The organism is Variovorax sp. GW821-FHT09B01 (assembly GCF_059418345.1).
This window is the reverse complement of the sequence record NZ_JBWKPQ010000025.1, coordinates 24,799-45,169: the sequence shown is the minus strand read 5'-3', so window position 1 is coordinate 45,169 and position 20,371 is coordinate 24,799. Positions and strand designations below refer to the sequence as shown.

Annotated in this window: 23 protein-coding genes; 11 read left to right on the top strand and 12 right to left on the bottom strand. The window is 69.2% G+C overall.

Annotation, left to right across the window (positions count from 1 at the left end; genetic code table 11):
* Positions 1 to 29: 29 nt before the first annotated feature.
* The gene (locus tag AC07RV_RS38415) at positions 30 to 1,358 is read right to left on the bottom strand and encodes a Rieske 2Fe-2S domain-containing protein (protein ID WP_296787251.1); all 1,329 of its coding nucleotides are present in this window, start codon (positions 1,356 to 1,358) and stop codon (positions 30 to 32) included.
* Between the two features lie 29 nt (positions 1,359 to 1,387).
* Entirely contained in the window at positions 1,388 to 2,194 is an 807-nt protein-coding gene (locus AC07RV_RS38410) for a hydroxypyruvate isomerase family protein (protein WP_296787249.1), read from the bottom strand.
* A gap of 99 nt (positions 2,195 to 2,293) precedes the next feature.
* Here AC07RV_RS38410 and AC07RV_RS38405 point away from each other — a divergent pair, with 99 nt between their 5' ends.
* Positions 2,294 to 3,223 (top strand): LysR family transcriptional regulator, encoded by a 930-nt coding sequence (locus tag AC07RV_RS38405; RefSeq protein ID WP_093353152.1) that lies wholly within the window; start codon positions 2,294 to 2,296, stop codon positions 3,221 to 3,223.
* Between the two features lie 9 nt (positions 3,224 to 3,232).
* Here AC07RV_RS38405 and AC07RV_RS38400 read toward each other — a convergent pair whose 3' ends face one another.
* The gene (locus AC07RV_RS38400) at positions 3,233 to 3,565 is read right to left on the bottom strand and encodes a hypothetical protein (protein ID WP_296787247.1); all 333 of its coding nucleotides are present in this window, start codon (positions 3,563 to 3,565) and stop codon (positions 3,233 to 3,235) included.
* Positions 3,566 to 3,683: 118 nt separating this feature from the next.
* Positions 3,684 to 4,850 (bottom strand): mandelate racemase/muconate lactonizing enzyme family protein, encoded by a 1,167-nt coding sequence (locus tag AC07RV_RS38395; RefSeq protein WP_296787245.1) that lies wholly within the window; start codon positions 4,848 to 4,850, stop codon positions 3,684 to 3,686.
* Between the two features lie 99 nt (positions 4,851 to 4,949).
* On the opposite strand from AC07RV_RS38395, the gene AC07RV_RS38390 reads away from it, so the two are divergent.
* The 3 genes from AC07RV_RS38390 to AC07RV_RS38380 all read left to right on the top strand — a co-directional run bounded on the left by AC07RV_RS38390 (position 4,950) and on the right by AC07RV_RS38380 (position 7,019).
* Entirely contained in the window at positions 4,950 to 5,849 is a 900-nt protein-coding gene (locus tag AC07RV_RS38390; protein WP_296787243.1) for a LysR family transcriptional regulator, read from the top strand.
* Positions 5,850 to 5,926: 77 nt separating this feature from the next.
* Positions 5,927 to 6,337: a hypothetical protein gene (locus AC07RV_RS38385; RefSeq protein WP_296787240.1), complete on the top strand. Its 411-nt coding sequence runs from the start codon at positions 5,927 to 5,929 to the stop codon at positions 6,335 to 6,337.
* 103 nt (positions 6,338 to 6,440) lie between these two features.
* A complete protein-coding gene (locus AC07RV_RS38380) occupies positions 6,441 to 7,019 on the top strand; it encodes a dihydrofolate reductase family protein (protein WP_296787237.1) in 579 nt (192 codons plus the stop codon).
* 40 nt (positions 7,020 to 7,059) lie between these two features.
* On the opposite strand, the gene AC07RV_RS38375 is transcribed toward AC07RV_RS38380, so the two are convergent.
* From AC07RV_RS38375 to AC07RV_RS38355, 5 genes are all read right to left on the bottom strand, one after another.
* Complete coding sequence (locus tag AC07RV_RS38375; protein ID WP_296787232.1) at positions 7,060 to 7,380, bottom strand: type II toxin-antitoxin system RelE/ParE family toxin; 321 nt, start codon at positions 7,378 to 7,380, stop codon at positions 7,060 to 7,062.
* The gene (locus tag AC07RV_RS38370) at positions 7,377 to 7,649 is read right to left on the bottom strand and encodes a type II toxin-antitoxin system Phd/YefM family antitoxin (RefSeq protein ID WP_296787229.1); all 273 of its coding nucleotides are present in this window, start codon (positions 7,647 to 7,649) and stop codon (positions 7,377 to 7,379) included. Before AC07RV_RS38370 ends, AC07RV_RS38375 begins: the two co-directional genes overlap by 4 nt.
* A 65-nt stretch (positions 7,650 to 7,714) precedes the next feature.
* A complete protein-coding gene (gene gdhA, locus AC07RV_RS38365; protein ID WP_296787225.1) occupies positions 7,715 to 9,058 on the bottom strand; it encodes an NADP-specific glutamate dehydrogenase in 1,344 nt (447 codons plus the stop codon).
* A gap of 215 nt (positions 9,059 to 9,273) precedes the next feature.
* A complete protein-coding gene (locus AC07RV_RS38360) occupies positions 9,274 to 11,190 on the bottom strand; it encodes a bifunctional metallophosphatase/5'-nucleotidase (protein WP_296787353.1) in 1,917 nt (638 codons plus the stop codon).
* A 168-nt stretch (positions 11,191 to 11,358) separates the two neighbouring features.
* Positions 11,359 to 11,745 (bottom strand): YybH family protein, encoded by a 387-nt coding sequence (locus AC07RV_RS38355; RefSeq protein ID WP_296787223.1) that lies wholly within the window; start codon positions 11,743 to 11,745, stop codon positions 11,359 to 11,361.
* Between the two features lie 56 nt (positions 11,746 to 11,801).
* Here AC07RV_RS38355 and AC07RV_RS38350 point away from each other — a divergent pair, with 56 nt between their 5' ends.
* Entirely contained in the window at positions 11,802 to 12,209 is a 408-nt protein-coding gene (locus AC07RV_RS38350) for a winged helix-turn-helix transcriptional regulator (RefSeq protein WP_296787221.1), read from the top strand.
* 3 nt (positions 12,210 to 12,212) lie between these two features.
* Here AC07RV_RS38350 and AC07RV_RS38345 read toward each other — a convergent pair whose 3' ends face one another.
* Together AC07RV_RS38345 and AC07RV_RS38340 are read right to left on the bottom strand one after the other, a co-directional pair.
* Complete coding sequence (locus tag AC07RV_RS38345; RefSeq protein WP_093353122.1) at positions 12,213 to 12,953, bottom strand: SDR family NAD(P)-dependent oxidoreductase; 741 nt, start codon at positions 12,951 to 12,953, stop codon at positions 12,213 to 12,215.
* Positions 12,954 to 13,086: 133 nt separating this feature from the next.
* Positions 13,087 to 14,007, bottom strand: coding sequence for a LysR substrate-binding domain-containing protein (locus AC07RV_RS38340; RefSeq protein ID WP_366929034.1), 921 nt, complete (start codon positions 14,005 to 14,007; stop codon positions 13,087 to 13,089).
* A 138-nt stretch (positions 14,008 to 14,145) separates the two neighbouring features.
* Between AC07RV_RS38340 and AC07RV_RS38335 the strand changes: the two genes are divergently transcribed.
* From AC07RV_RS38335 to AC07RV_RS38315, 5 genes are all read left to right on the top strand, one after another.
* Positions 14,146 to 15,645 carry an MFS transporter gene (locus AC07RV_RS38335; protein ID WP_296787219.1) on the top strand — a complete coding sequence of 500 codons (1,500 nt, stop codon included), beginning with the start codon at positions 14,146 to 14,148 and terminating at the stop codon, positions 15,643 to 15,645.
* A gap of 86 nt (positions 15,646 to 15,731) precedes the next feature.
* Complete coding sequence (locus AC07RV_RS38330; protein ID WP_296787217.1) at positions 15,732 to 16,445, top strand: hypothetical protein; 714 nt, start codon at positions 15,732 to 15,734, stop codon at positions 16,443 to 16,445.
* Positions 16,446 to 16,615: 170 nt separating this feature from the next.
* Complete coding sequence (locus AC07RV_RS38325) at positions 16,616 to 17,521, top strand: SMP-30/gluconolactonase/LRE family protein (RefSeq protein WP_296787215.1); 906 nt, start codon at positions 16,616 to 16,618, stop codon at positions 17,519 to 17,521.
* A gap of 38 nt (positions 17,522 to 17,559) precedes the next feature.
* A complete protein-coding gene (locus AC07RV_RS38320) occupies positions 17,560 to 18,525 on the top strand; it encodes a tripartite tricarboxylate transporter substrate binding protein (RefSeq protein ID WP_296787213.1) in 966 nt (321 codons plus the stop codon).
* A gap of 13 nt (positions 18,526 to 18,538) precedes the next feature.
* Positions 18,539 to 18,832 (top strand): YciI family protein, encoded by a 294-nt coding sequence (locus tag AC07RV_RS38315; RefSeq protein ID WP_296787210.1) that lies wholly within the window; start codon positions 18,539 to 18,541, stop codon positions 18,830 to 18,832.
* Positions 18,833 to 18,856: 24 nt separating this feature from the next.
* On the opposite strand, the gene AC07RV_RS38310 is transcribed toward AC07RV_RS38315, so the two are convergent.
* Positions 18,857 to 19,312, bottom strand: a complete 456-nt coding sequence (locus AC07RV_RS38310; protein ID WP_296787208.1) for a hypothetical protein — start codon at positions 19,310 to 19,312, stop codon at positions 18,857 to 18,859.
* A 128-nt stretch (positions 19,313 to 19,440) separates the two neighbouring features.
* On the opposite strand from AC07RV_RS38310, the gene AC07RV_RS38305 reads away from it, so the two are divergent.
* Positions 19,441 to 20,352 carry a bestrophin family protein gene (locus tag AC07RV_RS38305; protein ID WP_296787206.1) on the top strand — a complete coding sequence of 304 codons (912 nt, stop codon included), beginning with the start codon at positions 19,441 to 19,443 and terminating at the stop codon, positions 20,350 to 20,352.
* The last annotated feature ends 19 nt before the right edge of the window (positions 20,353 to 20,371 follow it).

The window sequence follows — 20,371 nt, the reverse complement described above, 5'->3', positions numbered from 1 at the left end:
TCTTGTCGGGAACGGGAAACGGGAAAAAGCTAGCGAGCGCTGGTGGCCTCCTCGGCGCTCGGTGCGATGCGGCCGACGGTGTCGCCGAAGCGCTCGAGCATCACCTGCTCGAAGGACACGCCCTCGGAAGCGAACCAGCTTCCCGAGCGCAGACGGTAGGCCGCGTGCCGCAGCGGCGCCTCGGGCTCGATGCCGCGCGCCAGTGCCTTCGCGCCCGTGAGCACGGTGCGGCGAAAACGCACCACGGCGGCATCGGAGGCCGACAGATGTTCCTGCGTCCGATCCGCGATGCGGCCCTGGCTGTCCTGGATCATCGCGTCCTGCTCGGCCACGCCGCGCACGCCGGTGAAGCTGATGTGCTTCTGGTGGACGCGGTCGATCAGGTATTCGTTGGAGCGGTTGCGGATCGGGATGAAGTCCGCATCCACCTCCGCGATCACGCCGTGGCCTTCCTTGAACTTCGCGACCTCCTCCTCGCCGAGCGGGCGATCCGGGTTCCACGCATAGGTGTAGATCCAGCAGTTCTCGTCGTCGATCGGCACCCAGGTGTAGCCGAAGTGGGTCTCGCCGGGCAGCGTGGAGGGCGTGGTGCTGTGCGAGGGCAGCGCGAACTGCGCGCTGCGCCAGTAGCGCACGCCATCGTCGGCGCGCCGCGCGCCACCCACGACGAAGCCGACCTCGTGCTCGAGGATCGAGAACAGCGGCAGCGGGTCCTCGCGGATCCAGCGCAGGCGCTTCTCGTCGGCCGGCGCATCGGGGTTCGCGTTCGAGGGCACGCCCGGTGCCGGCATGTGCAGGAACGAGAAGTGCGAGGTGTCGAGCGCGCCCTCGATCGATTGCGCCCAATTGCATTCCTGCAGCTTCTTGGTGACGTAGCGGTGCGACTCCGGCAACGCCGCGAACTCGAGCTGCGGCAGCTCGGGCAATTCGCGCTCCCAGGGTTCGGGTCCCATGTAGGCCCAGACCACGCCGCCGTGCTCGCGCGTCGGGTAGGCCTTGAGCCGCAGCGTCTGGTGGTAGCTCGCGCCGGGCGGCACGTTGGGCAGTTCCACCGGGCGCCCCTGCAGGTCGAACTGCCAGCCATGGAACACGCAGCGGATCGCGCAGTTCTCGTTGCGACCGAAGTACAGGTCCGCGCCGCGGTGCGGGCAGCGCGCGTCGACCAGTCCGACCACGCCCTCGCTGTTGCGGAAGGCCACCAGCCTCTCGCCCATGATGTTCACGCGCATCGGCGCGCCGTCGCGCTCCGGCAGTTCGCGCGACAGCGCCACGGGCTGCCAGAAGCGGCGGAAGAACTGGCCCATCGGTGTCTGGGCCCCGGTGCGGGTGAGCATGTCGTTGTCGGCGGCGCTGAGCATCGCGGTCGTCTCCTCTTGGGTGGTGTTGTTCAGTGCGCGGCCGCTGCCGTGCGCGGATCGCGGATGCCGTGATCGGCGGCCCATTGCAGCGTGTCGAGCGTGTGGCCCGAAGGCGCGTACTCGCAGCCGATCCATCCCTCCCAACCCATCTGCTCGATCAGTTCGAACAGGTAGGGGAAACGGATCTCGCCGGTGCCCGGTTCGTTGCGGCCCGGCACGCTGCCGACCTGGATGTGCCCGATGTGAGGCCATGCGGCCTTCAGGCGTTCGGCGATGGCACCTTGCTCCGTCTGGATGTGGAAGGTGTCGAAGCACAGCTTCACGTTGCCGCGGCCCAGCGCCTCGACCACCGCCACGCCCTCCTCGATGCGGTGGTAGAGGAAGTCGGGAAAGCGCGCGCGGCAGCAGGGCTCGAGGATCAGCGTGAGCCCGCTCGCGCGGGCCTGGTCGGCGGCCCAGGCGATGTTCTCCTGGAACAGGTCCATGCAGCGGGCGCGGTCCATGTCCGGCCCGATGTTGCCGGGCATCACGTGGATCATCGGACCGCCCACCTGCGCCGCGTAGTCGATCGCGGTGCGGATGCTCTGCCGGAACCGCGCCTCGAGTCCCGGCAGCGCCGCGTAGCCGCGCTCGCCGGCGTCCCAGTCGAAGGGCGAAAGGATCTGCACCAGCGCAAGCCCGTTGGCCTCGAGCCGGGCCGCGATCTCGCGCGCCGGATGCTCGTAGGGAAAAGCCACCTCCACGCCGCAGAAGCCGGCCCTGGCGGCCGCCTCATAGCGCTCGAGCATCGGGTATTCGGTGAACAGCCACCGCAGGTTGGGATCGAATCGCAGCATCGGGGAATCGCTTCGTGTTGGTCTTGGATGAAGGGCATCGTAGGTAGCGGGTATTGCTAAGACAAGCTAGACTTTTTTAGGCCCTGTTGAGCTTGTCTTATGAATATCGGAAACGTGTCCCTGCGCCAGTTGCGCGCCTTCGTCGCCATCGCCGATGCCGGCAGCTTTGCCGCGGCGGCGCGCCGGCTCCATCTCACGCCTTCGGCGCTGAGCCTCTTGATCCGCGATCTCGAACGCAATGTGGGGGTGCGCCTGTTCGACCGCACGACGCGGTCGACCGCCCTCGCGCTAGCGGGCAGCGAGTTCTATCCGCTCGCGCGGCAGGTGCTCGACGATCTCTCGCGCGCGCTCGAGAGCACGCAGGACCTCGAGCAGAAGAAGCGCGGCACGGTGCGCATCGCCTGCACGCCGCTCTATGCGGCGACGACGCTGCCCGAAATGATCCATCGCTACCGCCGCCGGTATCCGGCGATCGCGGTCTACGTGCTCGATTCGCTGAACCAGCAGGCCACCGCGCGGGTCGTGAGCGGCGAGGCCGACCTCTGCATCGCGCCGCAGCGCCCGACGCCGCCCGAATTGCTGCAGCAAAGCCTGATGCGCGATCGCATCCGGCTGGTGTGCCCGGGCGACCATGCGCTGGCCGCGCGCGCCCGCGTGAGCTGGGCGCAGGCGCTGCAGCATCCGTTCGTGAGCCTCACGCCCGACTTCACGAACCGGCTGCAGGCCGATCTGTTCAAGCACTCGGATGCGCTGGCGCTGCATCCGGCGCACGAGGTGTCGTTCATCACCACCGCGCTCGGCATGGTGCGCGGCGGCTTCGGCATCACGGCCCAGCCCAGCCGCGTGCTGCCGATGCTCGAATCCTTCGGCCTGGTGTCGCGGCCGCTGACCTCACCGACGGTGGACCGCCACCTGTCGCTGTTCTGCGCGCGGGCCCGCGCACTGTCGCCGGCGGCCGAAAGCTTCAGGGACTTCCTGGTCGGCGAGCTGTCGGATGCACCCGCCGAGCTGCGCCCTGGCGCGGGATGAGTGCCGCGCTCAGCGCTCCAGGTAGCCGTAGGCCGACAAACAAGCTTTCAGCGGCGCGCTCGCACCCGTGCCGTACTCAAGCCGCTGCGGCGTGGTCGACTGCCGGTTCTTCTCGTCCTGTTCCGCCAGCGTCTTGCCCACGCGGTACTGGCACAGCAGCATCAGGTTCTCGGGCACCGACACGCCCGCGGTGTTGGTGAAGGACTTGGGCCGGTCCGAGTGGTAGGTCTCGTTCGGTGCCGCGGCCTTCGGCGCATCCCTGGACGGGCCGGACTTCGGCCACAGGCTGCAGCCCGACAGCGCCACGACGATGGCCACGAGGCCGCAAAACTTTGGATGCACTTCGATCTCCTGAGGGGTTGCGAGACGCAGCGGCTTGCGCTCCCGCCGGCCGCGATGGGGCCGGCGGAATATAGCGGACGCACGGGCCGCGCGTTCGATCGCCCCCTCCGTCCGACACTCAATCCGACAGCGCCCGCATCCGCGCGTACAGGTCGGCCTTGCCCTCGAAGCCGATGCCCGGCAGCGGCGGCAGCGTGACGTGGCCGTTCTCCACCTTCACGCCGTCGGGGAAGCCGCCGAAGGGCTGGAACAAGTCGGGGTAGGACTCGTTGCCGCCGAGCCCCAGGCCGGCCGCGATGTTGAGCGACATCTGGTGGCCGCCATGCGGGATGCAGCGGCTCGCGGACCAGCCGTGCTGCTTGAGCATGTCGAGCGTGCGCAGGTACTCGACCAGGCCGTAGCTGAGCGCGCAGTCGAACTGCAGCCAGTCGCGGTCGGGCCGCATGCCGCCGTGGCGGATCAGGTTGCGCGCGTCCTGCATCGAGAACAGGTTCTCGCCCGTGGCCATCGGGTTGGCGTAGTAGTTGCGCAGCGTGGCCTGCAGCTCGAAGTCGAGCGGATCGCCGGCTTCCTCGTACCAGAACAGGTCGTATTGCGACAGCGCCTTGGCATAGGCGATCGCCGTGTCGAGGTCGAAGCGGCCGTTCGCGTCCACGCAGAGCTTCTGGCCGTCCTGCAGCACGCCGAGGATCGAGTCGATGCGGCGCAGGTCCTCGTCGAGCGAGTCGCCGCCGATCTTCTTCTTGACCACCGTGTAGCCGCGGTCGATGTAGCTGCGCATCTCGTCCTTGAGCTTGCCGTGGTCCTGGCCCGGGTAGTAGTAGCCGCCGGCCGCATAGACGAAGACCTTCGGGTTCGGCGTGCCGTTGCCGTAGCGCTCGGCCAGCAGCTGGAACAGCGGCTTGCCCTCGATCTTCGCCACCGCGTCCCACACCGCCATGTCGATGGTGCCGATGGCCACCGAGCGCTCGCCGTGGCCGCCGGGCTTTTCGTTCTTGAACATCGTGTCCCACACCTTGTGCGGATCGAGGTTACGGCCGCTCGCGTCGAGCAGCGTGTCGGGCTGCGCTTCGAGAATGCGCGGAATGAAGCGCTCGCGCATCAGCGTGCCCTGGCCGTAGCGGCCGTTCGAATTGAAGCCGTAGCCGACCACCGGCTTGCCGTCGCGGACCACGTCGGTGATCACCGCCACGAGGCTCAGGGTCATCTTGCTAAAGTCGATGTACGCATTGCGGATGGGCGAACTGATCGGGATGGTCTGTTCGCGGATCTCGACGATCTTCACGGGAGGTCTCCAGGAGCTGAGGAAGACCCGATGGTGGCCGCGCGGCGCCGATCCGGCCAATGCCCTTTTTCTAGACTTCGATGCCTTGAAAGCACCGCCATGAATTTCCTCTGGCTCGACGACTTCCTGGTGCTGGCCGAAACGGGCAACTTCTCGCGCGCGGCCGAGGAGCGCCACCTGACCCAGCCGGCCTTCAGCCGGCGCGTGCGCGCGCTCGAGGAATGGCTGGGCACCGAGCTGTTCGACCGCAGCGGCCAGCCCGCCACGCTCACGCCCGCGGGCGAATGGTTCGGCACGGTCGCGCGCGAGCTGCGTGCGCGCGTCGACCGCATTCCGGCCGATGCGCGCGCCGTGAACGAAGCCGATGCCGCGACCCTGCGGCTCGCCGCCACGCACGCGCTCTCGTTCACCTTCCTGCCGCGCTGGCTGCGCACGCTCGAATCGCGCGTGGCGCTGGGCCCGGTGCAGCTCATGTCCGACCTGCTGCCGCGCTGCGAACTGCTGCTGTCGCAGGGCAAGGTGCAGTTCGTGCTGAGCCATGCGCATCCCGAGGCCGCGAACTCTCTCGATGGCTCGGACGCGCCGTCGACGCAGATCGGCGCCGACGCGCTGGTGCCGGTCAGCGCGCGCGGTGCCAGGGGTCGCGCGCGGCACGTGCTGGGCAAGAACGCCACCGCGCCCGTGCCGCTGCTCGCCTACAGCCAGGAATCGGGGCTGGGGCGGATCGCGCAGGCCGTGCTGGGCCGCCGGCTCGATGCGCTGGCACCGAAGGTGGTGTTCACCGCGCACCTGGCCTCGGTGCTGCGGACCATGGCGCTCGATGGGCGGGGGATTGCGTGGCTGCCGAGGACATTGATCGACGAGGACATCGCGGCGGGAACGCTGGTGCCGGCCGGTGGCGAGGAATGGGTCGTGCCGCTGCAGGTGCGGCTGTACCGCGGACGCGAGCCGATGGGCACGGCGGTCGAGGCGTTCTGGAAGGCGGCGCATCCGCGTTGAGACATGTCGCTCGTCATGCCTGACGAGCACCGTTTGCCAGCATCACATCTTCATGGAAGCAGACCGAGATCCACACCATGGGCCACCAGACTCTCGTATACGGCGCGATCGAAGTGTTTCACTCGCGACCGAGCAAACCGGACGCCGACACTCTCAACGACGCAGCGCTCCTGGCACTCCCCGAGCAGGATGAATGGCCATTCCTCGTTCGCTCGATGTTCAGCATGACCTCGAGCGTGGAAGTCAACGTGGCCTATACCTTCCGTGTCATTCATTTCGGCGCGTCGTTCAAGGCAATCGAACTGGAATGGGAAGCATGGCTCGTCAAGTTCGAGCGGTTGCTCGAGAGCCTCGATGGCATCGCAGCTGTCGTGCACCTGGAAACCGAATTGGTGGGCAATCACCGCTACACATGGCAGCGAAAGACGGACAGCATCGACAGCTGGCCGCCGGTGTGGGATTTCGGAGGCGGCACGCGCTCGTTCTGAACTTCTTTTGCAGACAGCAACAGGAATCGGCCCACAAGCAAATGCAGGCCTTGGATGTCAAACTCCGGCCCCCTGAATCTCCAACCCCACCGAGGAGACCCGCATGAGAAAGCTCAAGATCATGGAACACGTATCGCTAGACGGCGTGATCCAGTCCTCCAGCGAGGACGGCTTCCCGCATGGCGACTGGACCGCGCCCTACCGCACGCCCGAGGGCCGCGACGAAGTCCTCGCCGCGCACGGCGAACGCTTCGACCTGCTGCTGGGCCGCCGCACCTACGACCTGTGGTCTGGCTTCTGGCCCAAGGCTCCGGGCGGGCCGATGGCGGACGGCTTGAATGCGGCGACCAAGTACGTCGTTACGCATCGCCCCGAGAGCCTGGCCTGGGGTCCGTTCGAAGGCCTCGGACCGGACATCGCCGAGAGCGTTGGCCGCCTCAAGTCGAGCGCCGGCCCGGACCTCGTGCTCTGGGGCAGCTCGACGCTGACATCGGCGCTCCTCGAGCACGGGCTGGTCGACGAGATGATGCTGATCGTCTATCCGGTGCTGCTGGGCACCGGCAAGCGCCTTTTCGCGCAGGGCTTGCCGGCGCGGGCCTTCGAGCTGGTGGGCAGCAAGACGACGCCGTCGGGGCTGGTGCTCGGCAGCTACAAGTTCAGCGGGGCGTTGAAGGCGGGATAGCCGAACGGCGGGGCACTCCACTCGGCAACGACATCGAAGCTCACGAGCCCACGATCCGCTTCATCAGCAGTCCCTGAAGATCCCGCCTCGCGTCGCAGACGATGTGGATGTAGACGACGTCGCCGCGAACCTCATAGATGATCCTGTTCATGCCCGAGAGGATCTGCCGGTACTGGGCAATGTTGAGGTCCTCGAGTTCGGGGGGAATCCGGCCGAGCTGCGGATGTTCCTCGATCATTGCCACGGATTGCTTGAGCCTGGCATAGCTCGCAAGCCATTCCTTCTTGCCGAATTTCCTGACGATGTAGGTTCTCAGGTCCTTGAGGTCCGCTTCGGCGGACCGCAGGAAAACGACCCTCATTCGAGATCTTCTTTGTCCAGGTCGGCAAACACCTCGTCGGCATCGCGAAACCGTCCCTGCTCGATCTCGCGATTGCCCAATGCCAGGAGCTTCAGCAACGCAAGCGTCTCTTCGTGCTCTTCATAGGAACGGACATCCATCACCACGAGCTTCGCCTCGCCGTTCTGGGTGATCAACAGAGGTTCGCGACTTTCGGAGATGTCCTTGACGATCTCCGCAGCGTGGCTCTTGAGATAGCTGATGGGTTTGACTTGGGTCGAGAACTTCATCGGGCCTGTCCTTCCGCGAAAGAAGGACCGATTATGGACTGAATTCAGTTCTCCACCCTCACGACTCAAACCACACCCTGCGCCAACATCGCATCCGCCACCTTGACGAAGCCCGCCACGTTCGCGCCGTCGACATAGCTCACGCGACCGTCCTCGCGGCGCCCGTGGGCCAGGCAGGCCTCGTGGATGCTGCGCATGATCTGCAGCAGGCGCGCGTCGACCTCCTCGCGCGGCCATGACAGGCGCGCGGCGTTCTGGCTCATCTCCAGGCCCGAGGTGGCGACGCCGCCGGCATTGCTGGCCTTGCCCGGCGCATACAGCACGTCGGCCGCCTCGAACACCTTGACCGCCTCGATGGTGGAGGGCATGTTCGCGCCCTCGGCCACGCAGACCACGCCGTTCTTCACCAGCGTCTTCGCGTCCTCGACGTCGAGCTCGTTCTGGGTCGCGCTGGGCAGCGCCACGTCCACCGGCACATGCCACGGCGTGGCACCGGCGACGAACTTCGCGCCGACGCGCTCGGCGTAGTCGCTCACGCGGCCGTAGTGGTGGTTCTTCACGTCCATCAGCACCGCGAGCTTCTCGGCGGTGAAGCCCGACTCGTCGACCACCGTGCCGCTGGAGTCGGACACCGTGACCACCTTGGCTCCGAGCGCCATGGCCTTCTCGATCGTGTACTGGGCGACGTTGCCCGCGCCCGAGACCGACACGCGCAGGCCCTCGAAGCTGCGCCCGCGCGTCTGCAGCATCTCCTGCGCGAAATAGACGTTGCCGTAGCCCGTGGCCTCGGGCCGGATCAGCGAGCCGCCGAACGAGAGGCCCTTGCCGGTGAACACGCAGTCGGCGCGGTTGGTGAGCTTCTTGACCATGCCGGTGAGGTAGCCCACCTCGCGGCCGCCCACGCCGATGTCGCCCGCGGGCACGTCGGTGTAGGCGCCCACGTGGCGGAACAGCTCGGTGGCGAAGGCCTGGCAGAAGCGCATGACCTCGCCCTGGCTGCGGCCCTTGGGATCGAAGTCGGAACCGCCCTTGCCGCCGCCCATCGGCAGCGTGGTCAGCGCATTCTTGAAGGTCTGCTCGAAGGCCAGGAACTTCAGGATCGACAGGTTCACGGACGGATGGAAGCGCAGGCCGCCCTTGTACGGGCCGATGGCCAGGCTGTGCTGGATGCGGTAGCCGCGGTTGACCTGCACGTCGCCGTGGTCGTCGGTCCAGCAGACACGGAAGGTGATCACGCGCTCGGGCTCCACCAGCCGCTCCAGCAGCGCCTGCGTCTGGTAGCGCGGATGCTGTGCGATGAAGGGCCACAGGCTCTGGATGACCTCCGTCACGGCCTGCAGGTATTCGGGCTGCCCGGGATTGCGCTGGGCCACGTGGGCCAGGAAGTCTTGGGCGCTGGCGTGCTTCATTCCTCTATCTCCAAAAAGGTGCGTTCTAACCAAAACCGTGCATTCTCATGCACAAACAGTTCAAGGTTATGCACCAAAGTAATGAGAATCGTAGAGATAAGGTTCGAATTCGCACCAACTTGGATTGAAAACGAATTCGCCGCCAGCGGACGTCCATCCGCTGGCGGCGAAGCTGGGGAAGCGAGCCGCGCCTCGCGGCCCGCTGGTTCGGCCCCTCAGGGCTTCACATACGACTTCGTGCTGTACAGCGCCCCATCGAGCTTGCGCAGCAGCGGCAGCCCCGTCCCCACGTCCTTGGCCTGCCCGTCGATGTAGGTCTGGAACACGTCCGCGTCGAGCACGCCGATGTCGAGGCGGCGCGCGGCGGGCACGGCGGCCAGGGTCTTGTAGCCGTCGCCGCCGGTGGCGTTGAAGCTCAGCACGAAGAGCTTGTAGGTCTTGGTCAGGTCCAGCGGGCCCCAGGTGTTGGCCGCGGCATTGCGCACCTCGATGTTGGCGACGCGGCTGCCCTCGGCCTTGGTCGCGTCCACGTCGAAGCGCAGGTTGCCGGTGTAGGGATACGGGCCGGTCGAGCCGCCGGGACCGTAGACCGCCTGCATGCCGTCCTCGAGCATGCGCTTGACCTCCTGGCCGGTGATGTCGAGACGGAACAGCATGTTGCCGAAGGGCAGCACCTCGATCACGTTCGCGGCGGTCACGCGGCCGTTGAGCGGCACGCGCACGCCACCGCCGCTCTGCAGCGAGATGTCGGCACCGCCGTACTCGGCATTGGCCACGTCGACGTAGGCCTGGGCCACGAGCTGCTGGATGTCGCCGCCGCGCAGGCTGACCTCGCCCAGCGCATTGCAGGCCACGCTCGAACGGCTGTAGTCGACCGTTCCCACGCCGCCGGGCACGCGGCGCGAGCACAGCTCGGTCGGCACCAGGGCCACCTCGCTCTTCGTGAACGCGTCCACCTTGTCCTTGAAGGGCTTGAGCACCGCCGCGGCAGCCACGCTGGGCGTGGTCACGCGCAGGAAGCCGCTGGCCGCGACGTCGGCCAGGATCGCCGTGTTCTGCTCGGGCGTGGCGGCCGGCGCGTTGGAAGCGCTGCCGACCTTGAACTCGTCGCCGATCAGCACATGCGGCGTGCCGGCGCAGTTCGTCACGTTGCCCTGCGCGTCGAAGGACACCTTGAGCTCGCCCACCACCTGGCTGTATTCCCAGGCCTGCACCAGGCAGACGGGCTTGCCGTCCTTGTCGGTCGCGCGCGTGGGATAGGCCCCCGCGGGCGAGCCCACGCCATAGGCCGTCAGCCCGGCCGGCCCGACCAGCGTGTGCGAGTCGCCGCCGACCACCACGTCCACGCCGCTGAGCTTGGCGATCACGGTCTTGTCGTACTCGTAGCCGATGTGGCTCATCACGATGATCTTGTTCACGCCGCGCGCCTTCAGCGCATCGATCTCGCGCTGGGCCGCGACGGCCTCGTCCTCGAAGGTGGTGTCGGGGTCGGGGCTCGACGAGGCCTTGGTCTTGGCCGCGATCGTCAGGCCCACGAGGCCGATCGACTGGCCGCCGCGCTGCACGACGATGGACTTGTTGACGTAGCCCGGCGCGCGCGAGGGGTGGAGCGCGGAACTCGTGCCGAAGTCGACGTTGGCGCTCAGCACCGGCGTCTTGCACGCGCCCTTGTGCAGGAAGTCGATGAACTTCTTCAGGCCGCTGTCGCCCTTGTCGAACTCGTGGTTGCCGAGCGTGAAGGCATCGAAGCAGACGGTGTTCATCAGCGCGGCATCGGCCTCGCCGTCGGCGCCCGCGCGGTTGAAATAGAGCGTGCCGGTCTGCGCATCGCCCGCGTGCAGCTTGAGCACGTTGGTGGACTTCGCGGCCAGCGCCTCGATGGCGGCCGTGACGCGCGGGAAACCGCCCGCATCGACCTGCACCGGGCCGGGCGCACCACCGCTGGCGCTGCGCAGCTGCAAGGTCTTGGTCTTGCTGTCGAGGTTCGAGTGATGGTCGTTGATGTGCAGGATCGTCAGATCCATCGGCTGGGCCGTGGGCGTGCCGGGCGTATCGCCACCGCCACCCGATGCGGGCGGCGGAATGAAGGCCACCGACGAACCACCACCGCCGCCGCAGGCAGCGAGCAACATCGCGGCCGCCAATGCGGACGCGCTCAGAATGCGTTTCAAGACTGATCCCCTCTTGTGAAAAACGGGATCGTGTGAAGCTCGGATGAAGCGGGGATGACATCCTTGCGGCGCACGGGCCATGCATGCGCGGCCCGCGCCATCGATGCGAGGATGCGCGGTGGTGCCGGCTCAGGCCACGCGCGCCAGGCTCGCGCCGATCGCGTGATCGATCACGCTCTTCCAGCCCCCGTCGTCCTGCCGCCGCGCGATCTCGGCCGAGCTGCCCTGCGCGATCACGTCGCCGTCCGCCGCGCGAAGGGTCCAGTCCGCGCGCAGCAGCGCGAGCTCGCCGCTGACCACGCAGAAGTTGTTGACCGAAGTCATGGTGCCGCCGAGCGCGAGCAGCGCCCGCAGCGAAGCCTCGATGGCCGCGAGGCCATGGTCGGTCGCGGCGGTCTGCGCGTTGTGATGCGCGGCGTCCTGCTCGTAGAGCGACAGCAGGCCCGCCAGGTCGCGTGCGTTGTAGAGCGCGGCGAAGCGCGGGTTGAGTTCGGCGGGATGGGTGACGGCAGGCATGTCGATGCTCCTCGATGACGGGCATCATTCGAGCATTGCCCGGCGAGACTTACCAAATGGAAATCGCACCCGTCGTCGAACCGATCCACGGCGCCCGCACCCCGACGCCACCGCAGCCGCGCCTGCCCGCCGAATGCCCGGTCGAGCACTGGCTCGCGCTGCTGGGCCATCGCTGGAGCGCACTGATCCTCTGGCACCTGGCCGCGGCGCCGCTGCGGCATGGCGAGCTCGCGCGCCGGCTGCCGGGCGTGTCCGCCAAGGTGCTCGGCGAGCGGCTCGCCGAGCTCGCGGCAGCGCGGCTGGTGCAGCGGCATGACGACGAAGCCGGCGGCGCGCATGCGCTGTACGGCCTCAGCGAGGCGGGGCAGCGCCTCAAGCGCGTGCTCGACCAGCTCGAGGCCTGGTCGGCCTCGCTGGACAGCACGCCGCCGCCCAGGCTCGACCAGTTGCTGTTCGAGCGCTGAAGCCTAGATCCGCCCGCCGTCGGTCAGCACCGTGCGCCCCGTCACCCAGCGCGCATCGTTCGACGCGAGGAACGCCACCACGTCGGCGATGTCCTCGGGCTCGGCCAGCCGGCCCAGCGGCGTGAGCGCGGTCTCCTCGCGCAGGTGATCGGCCGGGATGCCCGAGGTCATGTCGGTGCGCGTGATCGCGGGCGCCACCGCGTTGACGCGGATGTTGCGCGCGCCGAGCTCCATCGCGAAGCCCTTGGTGAGCACCTCGACCGCGCCCTTGGCCGCGGAGTACAGCGCGGTGCCGCCACCGGGGATGTGGACCAGATCGGTCGACACGTTGACGATGGCACCGCCCGCCTTCGGGATATGCGGCAGCACGGCCTGCGTCAGCACGATGGTGCTCCAGGCATGGGTGTCCATCTGCTCGACGAACATGGCGCGCGTGAGCTCGCCCACCGGCGCCGCGACGAAGGTGCCGGCCGCGTGCACGAGGATGTCGATGTGGCCGTAGGCCTCGGCGATGGCGGCCACGGCCGCGTTCGCCGCGGCCTCGTCGGTGACGTCGGCCTGGAACGCGGACGCGCGGCCGCCCTCGGCGACGATGCCGCGCACCACCGCCTCGGCCGCGGCGGCATTGCTCCGGTGCAGCAGCGCGACGGTGATGCCGTCGCGCGCGAGGCGGCGCGCCACGGCGGCGCCGATGCCGCGCGAGCCGCCGGAGACGACGGCGATCTTCTGGTTCGGTGTGTTCATGGGAAGCTTCTTTCTCTGCGAACAGGGATGACAAGGAAGCTTCGAAGGTAGGGCCGCGCGGCGCGTTGCACGAGCCGTGCGGGCGCAACGGGGCGTTGCCGCCGCTGCAACGCCAGCGGCGGCGCGCGCCCTCTCAAGCCGCGCCGGGTGGCTCGAGTTCGCGGTACTTGGTCTCGAGCAGGGCCAGCACGGCGCGCACCGCGGAGCTCATGCCCTTGCGGCTCGGGTACAGCACGTAGGCCTGCGTGGCCAGCGAGGGCCAGGCCGGCAGCACGCGGCGCAGCCGGCCGTCGGCTAGCGCATCGCGGCAGGCCTCGATCGGCAGCTGAACCAGGCCCGCGCCGCGCAGCGCGGCCTCGCGCAGGGCCTGGTAGTTGTCGCTGATCAAGAGCGGCTGCGGATGGTGCAGCAGCGTCCGGCCGTCGGCATCGATCAGCGCCCAGGGCCGCACGCTGTCGGGCCCGCCGCCCTGGCCCAGCGCGGGAAAGCGATGCAGGTCGGCCGGCTCGGTGGGTTCGCCGTGCGCCGCGAGCAGCGAGGGCGCGCCCACGAGTTCCATGCGCCCCACGCCGATCGGCCGCGCGACGATGTCGGCCGAGGCCAGCGGCTGGCTCGCATAGCGGATCGCGAGGTCGATGCGCTCGCCCAGCAGGTCGACGAAGCGGTTCGACAGGTCGAGCGTGATGCGCACCTTCGGATGCCGCAGGCTGAACTCGCCGAGCCAGCCGCCGAGCAGCAGCTCGCCCGACACCGGCGAGGCGCTGATGCGCACCGGCCCCGCGGGTTCGCCGAGCGTCTCGTCGACGGTGGCGCGCACCGCCTGCGCCTCGTCGGCCATGCTGCGCGCGTGGCGGTAGACGCGCTCGCCCACGTCGGTGACCTGGAAGCGGTGCGCCGAGCGCTGGATCAGCCGCACGCCGAGTTGCTTCTCGAGCGCGCCCACGCGCCGGCTCAGGCGCGACTTGGGCGTGCCGGTCTCGCGCTCGGCCGCCGAGAAGCCGCCCGCCTCGACCACGCGGGCGAACAGGAGCAGGTCGTTGAGGTCTTCCACCATGCTGTCGATGCCTTTCTTGCGTTTCCCTCGAGCGTGGCGCGGCGCCGCGTTCTACGGCTGCAACGCGGCGTGCCAGCGCTGGTATCGCGGCCGCGGTCGCGATTGCGTAGCCTGGGTGGTTTGACGATGCGCGTGCCGATGCCGACCTCCATTCTCACCACCCCGACGCCGGCCGATGCCGCCACGCGCGGCGCCACCCTGGCCGCGGCCTGCCTCTCGATGGCCGCGATCGCGATGTCGATCACCGCCGCGGGCGTGGCGCTGGTGCCGATAGGCGCGGCCTTCGGCATCGGCTTCGGTGCGCTGCAATGGGTGCTCAACCTGTTCGTGCTGAGCTTCGCCGCCTTCCTGCTGCCGGCCGGCGCGCTCGCCGACCGCATCGGCCAGCGCCGCAGCTTCATCGCGGGCGGCGCGATCTTCAGCGCCTTCACGCTGATGGCCGTGCTGGCCACGCGCACCGAATGGCTGCTGGCCGCGCGCTTCCTGCAGGGCGCCGGCGGCGCGCTGCTCGCGGCCAGCGGTCCGGCCGCGCTCACGGCCGTGTTCCATGGCGAGGCCGAACGCAAGCGCGCCTTCGGCTGGCTCGGCAGCTGCGGTGGCGTCGGGCTCACGCTCGGCGCATTGCTGTCGGGCGCCGCGGCCGCACAGGGCGGCTGGCGCGCGGCGCTCGCGATCCATCTGCCGCTGGTGCTGGCCGCGCTCGCGCTGGCGCTATGGAATTTCCGCAGCCATGCGGGCCGGCCGTCGGGCGCACGCTTCGATCTCGTGGGCGCCGTGCTGGGCTTCACGGCCATCGCGGCCGCGATGGCCTTCGGCATCCTCGGTGCCGAGCATGGCTGGGGCGCGAGCGCCGTGCTCGCCTGCCTGGCGCTCGCGCTGGTCGCGGGATCGCTGTTCGCACGCTCGCAGCGCCGGCATCCGGCACCGCTGCTGCCGCCCGCGCTGCTGCGCAACCGCGGCTTCGTGTTCGCCTGCCTGCTGACCTTGCTGTTCACCACGGTGTGGGTCGCGATGTTCATCTACGTGCCGCTGCACCAGCAGGCCGCGCGCGGCCACGACGCGGACCGCGCGGGGCGCACCCTGCTCGCACTGCTGATGCCCGCGATGGTGATGCCGGCCCTCGCCTCGCGCCTGGCCGTGCGCATCGGCACGCGGGCCGTGCTGGTCGGCGGCTGCCTCGCGATGGCGATCGGCCTGGGCCTGTTGTATCTGGCGTGGACCGATCTCTCGCGTCCCGCGGCGCTCGAGTGGCTGGCGCTCGCCATCTGCGGCAGCGGCGCCGGCTGCCTCTACGGCCTGCTCGACTACCTCGCGATGGCCAGCCTGCCGAACGCGCTGGCCGGTACCGGATCGGCCGCCTTCAACGTGCTGCGGCTGCTCGGCGATGCGCTCGGCGCCATCGTGCCGGGTGCGGTGCTGGTGCAGGCCCTGGCGCCGCGGCTCGCGGCGGCCATCGGCGAGCCGGTGCCGCGCGAGCTGCTCAACGCCGTGGCGGCCGGGCAGTTCGGCGCGCTGGCCTCGGGTGGCGCGGCGGCGGCCGAGGCCTTTCGCGGTGCGATCGCGGCCGTGCCCGCGGTGCTGGCCGTGCTGGTGTTGCTCGGTGCCGTGCTGGCCTGGTGGCGCGCCGAGCGGCCTTGAAGGCGGCGGCCCCGCGCTTCATCGAGCGCGAGATGCTCGAGCCCTACACTGCCGGCCGATGGCTTCCGTTCCTTTCGCGCCTCGCCATGCCTGAGCGCCTGACCTCGTACTTCTGGCGCGGCGATGCCCTGCGCAGCCGCAGCGTGAGCCCGGTCGTGCTCGCGTCGAGGCTGGAGATTCCCGAGCCGCCGGCACGGCTGGTGGCCGACTGGCGACGCGACGCGAGCACGCAGCTGATGCTCGAGCCCGGCGACGTCGAGCCGCTGTCGCTGGCACGCGCGAGAACGCGCTGGCCCGCGTACGGCCAGTGCGTGCAGGCGGTGGCCGACTGGGCGCGCACGCAGGGATTGCCCGGCCTGCCGGGCGATGCCGACGTGGCACTGATGGCCTGCCGTGGCGCGCGCTATCACCACGACGGCGCGCAGTACGGCGGCGCGCTCTTCTGCAACCTCTTCCTCGGCGAGGACCTTGGCCTCGACGTGCACTTTCCATCGGCCGGCGTGCGCCTTCCGCTCGCGCGCGGCACGGTCATGCTGTTCGACACCTGCCAGCCGCATGCCGTCATCCGGCGCGATGGCAAGGGATTCGATGCCGCGGACTTCGGCGCGGAGCGCGACACCCTGCAGGTGTTCCTGACCTGGGAGCTGCCGATCGAGGACGAAGCACTGGTCCGCGCGCTGGGGATCCGTTTCGATGTCGATCCGTCGACGGCATCGCGGCTGGCGGAAGAGCAGGTGCTGATAGATGGCGAAGCGGCGACGCCGGATCCTGCGTCCGGCCACTGGGTCCGCTCCGCCTGAACGACGCCGGGCCAGCGACTCGCGTTCGCGAGCAATGACTTTTGATCATTTCTCGCATGAGTTAATTGTGATTGAGCCGCCACGGCCCCTCACGTATCTTCAGCGCTCGAATCATCGAGAGACAAGCCCCTTTCGAGCCGCATGGCATCGAAAGCGGCAAGAAGGAACGCATGAGGATTCTGGCCGAGGGTCTGCAATTTCCTGAAGGGCCGGTGGCGCTGGGCGACGGCTCGGTGCTGCTGGTCGAGATGCGCGCGGGCCTCGTCGTGCGAATCTCGCCCGATGGCGAGCGCCACGTCGTCGCCGACTGCGGCGGTGGTCCGAACGGCGCGGCGATCGGGCCCGATGGCGCGCTCTATGTCTGCGACAACGGCGGCAGCGCCTATGTGCCGGGCCGCTTCACCTCGACCGGGCCCGCGGCCGACTACGAGGGCGGCAGCATCCGCCGCTTCGACCTGCGCACGGGCGAGCACACGCTGCTCTACACGCACTGCGACGGCCATCGGCTGTCGTCGCCGAACGACCTCGTGTTCGATGCGCACGGCGGCTTCTACTTCACCGACTTCGGCAAGAAGCATGCGCGGCTGCGCGACTACGGCGGCGTCTACTACGCGCTGCCCGATGGCTCGCGCATCGTCGAGGTGGCCTATCCGCTGCTGTCGCCGAACGGCATCGGCCTCTCGCCCGACGCGCGCGTGCTCTACGTGGCCGAGACCGAGACGGCCCGGCTGTGGGCCTTCGACATCGTCGAGCCCGGCGTGGTGCGCAAGCATCTCTTTCCCTCGCCGCATGGCGGGCGCATCGTCTGCGGGTTGCCGGGCTTCCAGCGCTTCGACAGCCTCGCGCTCGAGGCCGGCGGCAACATCTGCGTCGCCACGCTGATCACCGGCGCGGTCTCGGTCATCGCGCCCGACGGCGCGCTGCTGCGGCAGCTGGTCTTTCCCGACAGCTACGTCACCAACCTCTGCTTCGGCGGGCCCGACATGCAGACCGCCTACGTCACGCTGTCGGGCACCGGGCAACTCGTCTCGCTGCCCTGGCCCGAGCCGGGCCTGCGGCTGCATTTCAACGCGTAGCCCCGAGCACGCGCACCAGAACATCCCTGGAGACTCCCATGATCCGCCGCGAATTCATCGTCACCCTGGCCGGCGCCTGCGCCGCCGCCCTGCCGCCGGCGCGCGCCGCGACACCCTATCCGAGCCGGCAGGTGCGCGTGGTCGTGCCCTTTACCGCGGGCGGCGGCACCGACGTGGTGGCGCGCGCCATCGCGATGGGGCTGTCGGAGTCGATGGGCCAGTCCTTCTTCGTCGACAACAAGCCCGGTGCCAGCACCTTGATCGGTTCGGAGCTGGTGGCCAAGGCGGCGCCCGACGGCTACACGCTGCTGGTCGCGAGCGTGCCGCATGCCACCAACCCGTGGATGATGAAGAGCATGCCCTTCGACACCGCGAAGGCCTTCGCGCCGATCGGCCTCGCGGTGCAGTCGCCGTTCATCATGGTGGCTTCGTCCACCTCGTCGATCCAGTCCTTCGACGATGCGCTCGCGGCGGCACGCTCCAAGCGCCTGTCCTTCGCCTCCACCGGCAGCGGCACGGCCGACCACCTGTCGATGGAACTGCTGGCGCTGCAGTCGGGCGTGACGATGACGCACGTGCCCTACAAGGGCACCGGCCCCGCGCTGGCCGACCTGATGGGCGGCCACGTCGACCTGATGTTCGCGAACGTGGTCGCGGCGGCACCGCTCGTGAAGTCGGGCAAGCTGCGCGCACTGGCCGCATCGACCGCGCGGCGCTCGCCCTCGCTGCCCGAGGTGCGCACCGTCGCCGAAGCCACGGGCAAGCCCTTCGACGTCAGTGCCTGGACCGGCGTGCTCGCGCCCGCGGGCACCGACGCGGCCATCGTGGAGCGCCTGAGCGCCGAGGTGCGCAAGGCCCTGCAGACCCGCGCCACGCGCGAGGCATTGACGGTCAACGGCGCCGAGCCGGTGGGCAGCACGCCGGCGGAGTTCCAGGCCTTCATCGCGCACGAGATGAAGACCTGGGGCGAGATCATCGCCAAGGCCGGCATCACGCCGAGCTGAACCGGAGCGCCGCATGCCCTACGTCATCCTCGCGCTCGACCAGCCCGACGCGCAGGCGCTGCGCGAAGCGCTCAAGCCGGCACACCTCGACTACCTGAGCGAGCGGCAGCAGCGCATGCTGGCCGGCGGTGCGGTGCTCGACGAGGACGGCCGCGCGGTTGGCGCGCTGATCATCGTGGACGCCGAGGACCGCGCGGACGCGGAACGCTTCATCGGCGACGACCCCTTCGCGCAAGGCGGCCTGTTCGCCTCGGTGCGCGTCATGCCCTGGCGGCAGGCCTTCTTCGACCGCCGCCGCACCAAGTGAAGCGCGTCGGGAGCGACCGGTTCCTCAGCCGCCCGCCGGCCGCGCCCTGCGCTCGAACATCGGCACCGTCACGCCCTTGGCCTCGCTGCCGTCGGCCTTCCATACCAGCGTGTCGGCGGGGAACTCATCTTTACGCGTCATCGCATCGACCTTGGACGCGACCAGCGCCACGGCCTCCTTGACCTCGGGATTCCACGCGAAGACGCCCGCATGGCCATACCAGACCACCGGCGTGGCGGCGTCGAGGCGGCGGTCGGGGCACATGGTGATGCGGCGTTGCGCGAGCACGCGCAGGGCACCGACGCCCACGGCGCGGATGCCGGGCCGGGTGCGCTCGGCGGAGTGGCCCGGACACACGAGCGCCGCCTGCTCGATCGCGTTGTCATAGACCTGGGCATCGCTCTGTGCGTGGGCCTGGACGGCAACGAGGGCGCCGAGCAGGGCGAAGCCGGAAACCGGCCATGAGAGACGGTGGGGCATGCGAATCTTCCTCCTGGTTCATTCATCGGTCGACGAACAGATCGCCGGATGCATTCTTGCAAACGCCGCGCGGGCCGCCTGTAGGCCGACGACGCACCGGCCGCGGCGCTGGCGATAATGGCCGCCCCATGATCGTCCGCCCCCGTCCCCACTGGCTGCGCATGCTGTTCGTCTGGCATGGCTCGGTGCTGTCGTCGATCGTGCCGCAGCTGTTGTGGACCACCGGCTTCGCGGTCCTCGTGACCGTGCTGCACGGCCGGCTGTTCCAGTGGAAGGTGCCGCTGAACTTCGTGCCCTTCTCGCTGATCGGGCTCACGCTCGCGATCTTCCTGGGCTTTCGCAACGGCACGAGCTACGCGCGCTACTGGGAGGCGCGCACGCTCTGGGGCACGCTGCTCAACGAAACGCGCACGCTGGTGCGCCAGCTGATCACGCTGCTGCCCTCGCGCGAAGGCAACGAACTGCCGGTCGCGCGGCTCATCGCCTTCGTGCATGCGCTGCGGCATCAACTGCGCGGCACCGATGCCGCGGCCGACCTCGCGCGCCTGCTGCCGCAGGAGGACTGCGCGCGGCTGCGGTCCGTGCGCTTCAAGCCGGCCGTGCTACTGCTGATGGTCGGCGAATGGCTGCAGGCCCAGCGCCTGCAGGGCCGGCTCGCGCCCGAGCTCGCGCCGGCCATCGAGCTGCCGCTGGGCCGGCTCACCGAGGCCCTGGGTGGCTGCGAGCGCATCGCGGGCACGCCGATCCCGTTCACCTATGCGGTCATCATCCACCGCACCATCTACCTCTATTGCGTGCTGCTGCCCTTCGGGCTGGTCGATGCGATCGGCGCGATGACGCCGGTGGTGGTGGCCTTCATCGCCTACACCTTCTTCGCGCTCGAAGCGCTCGGCGCGGAGATCGAGGAGCCCTTCGGCATGGAGCCCAACGACCTCGCGCTCGATGCGATGTCGCACACCATCGAGGCGAGCGTGCGCGAGATGATGGGCGAGACGCTGCCGGCGCCGAGCGCGAAGGGCGTGGGGTACGTGCAGACCTAGGAGTCTGCGGGCCATTCGC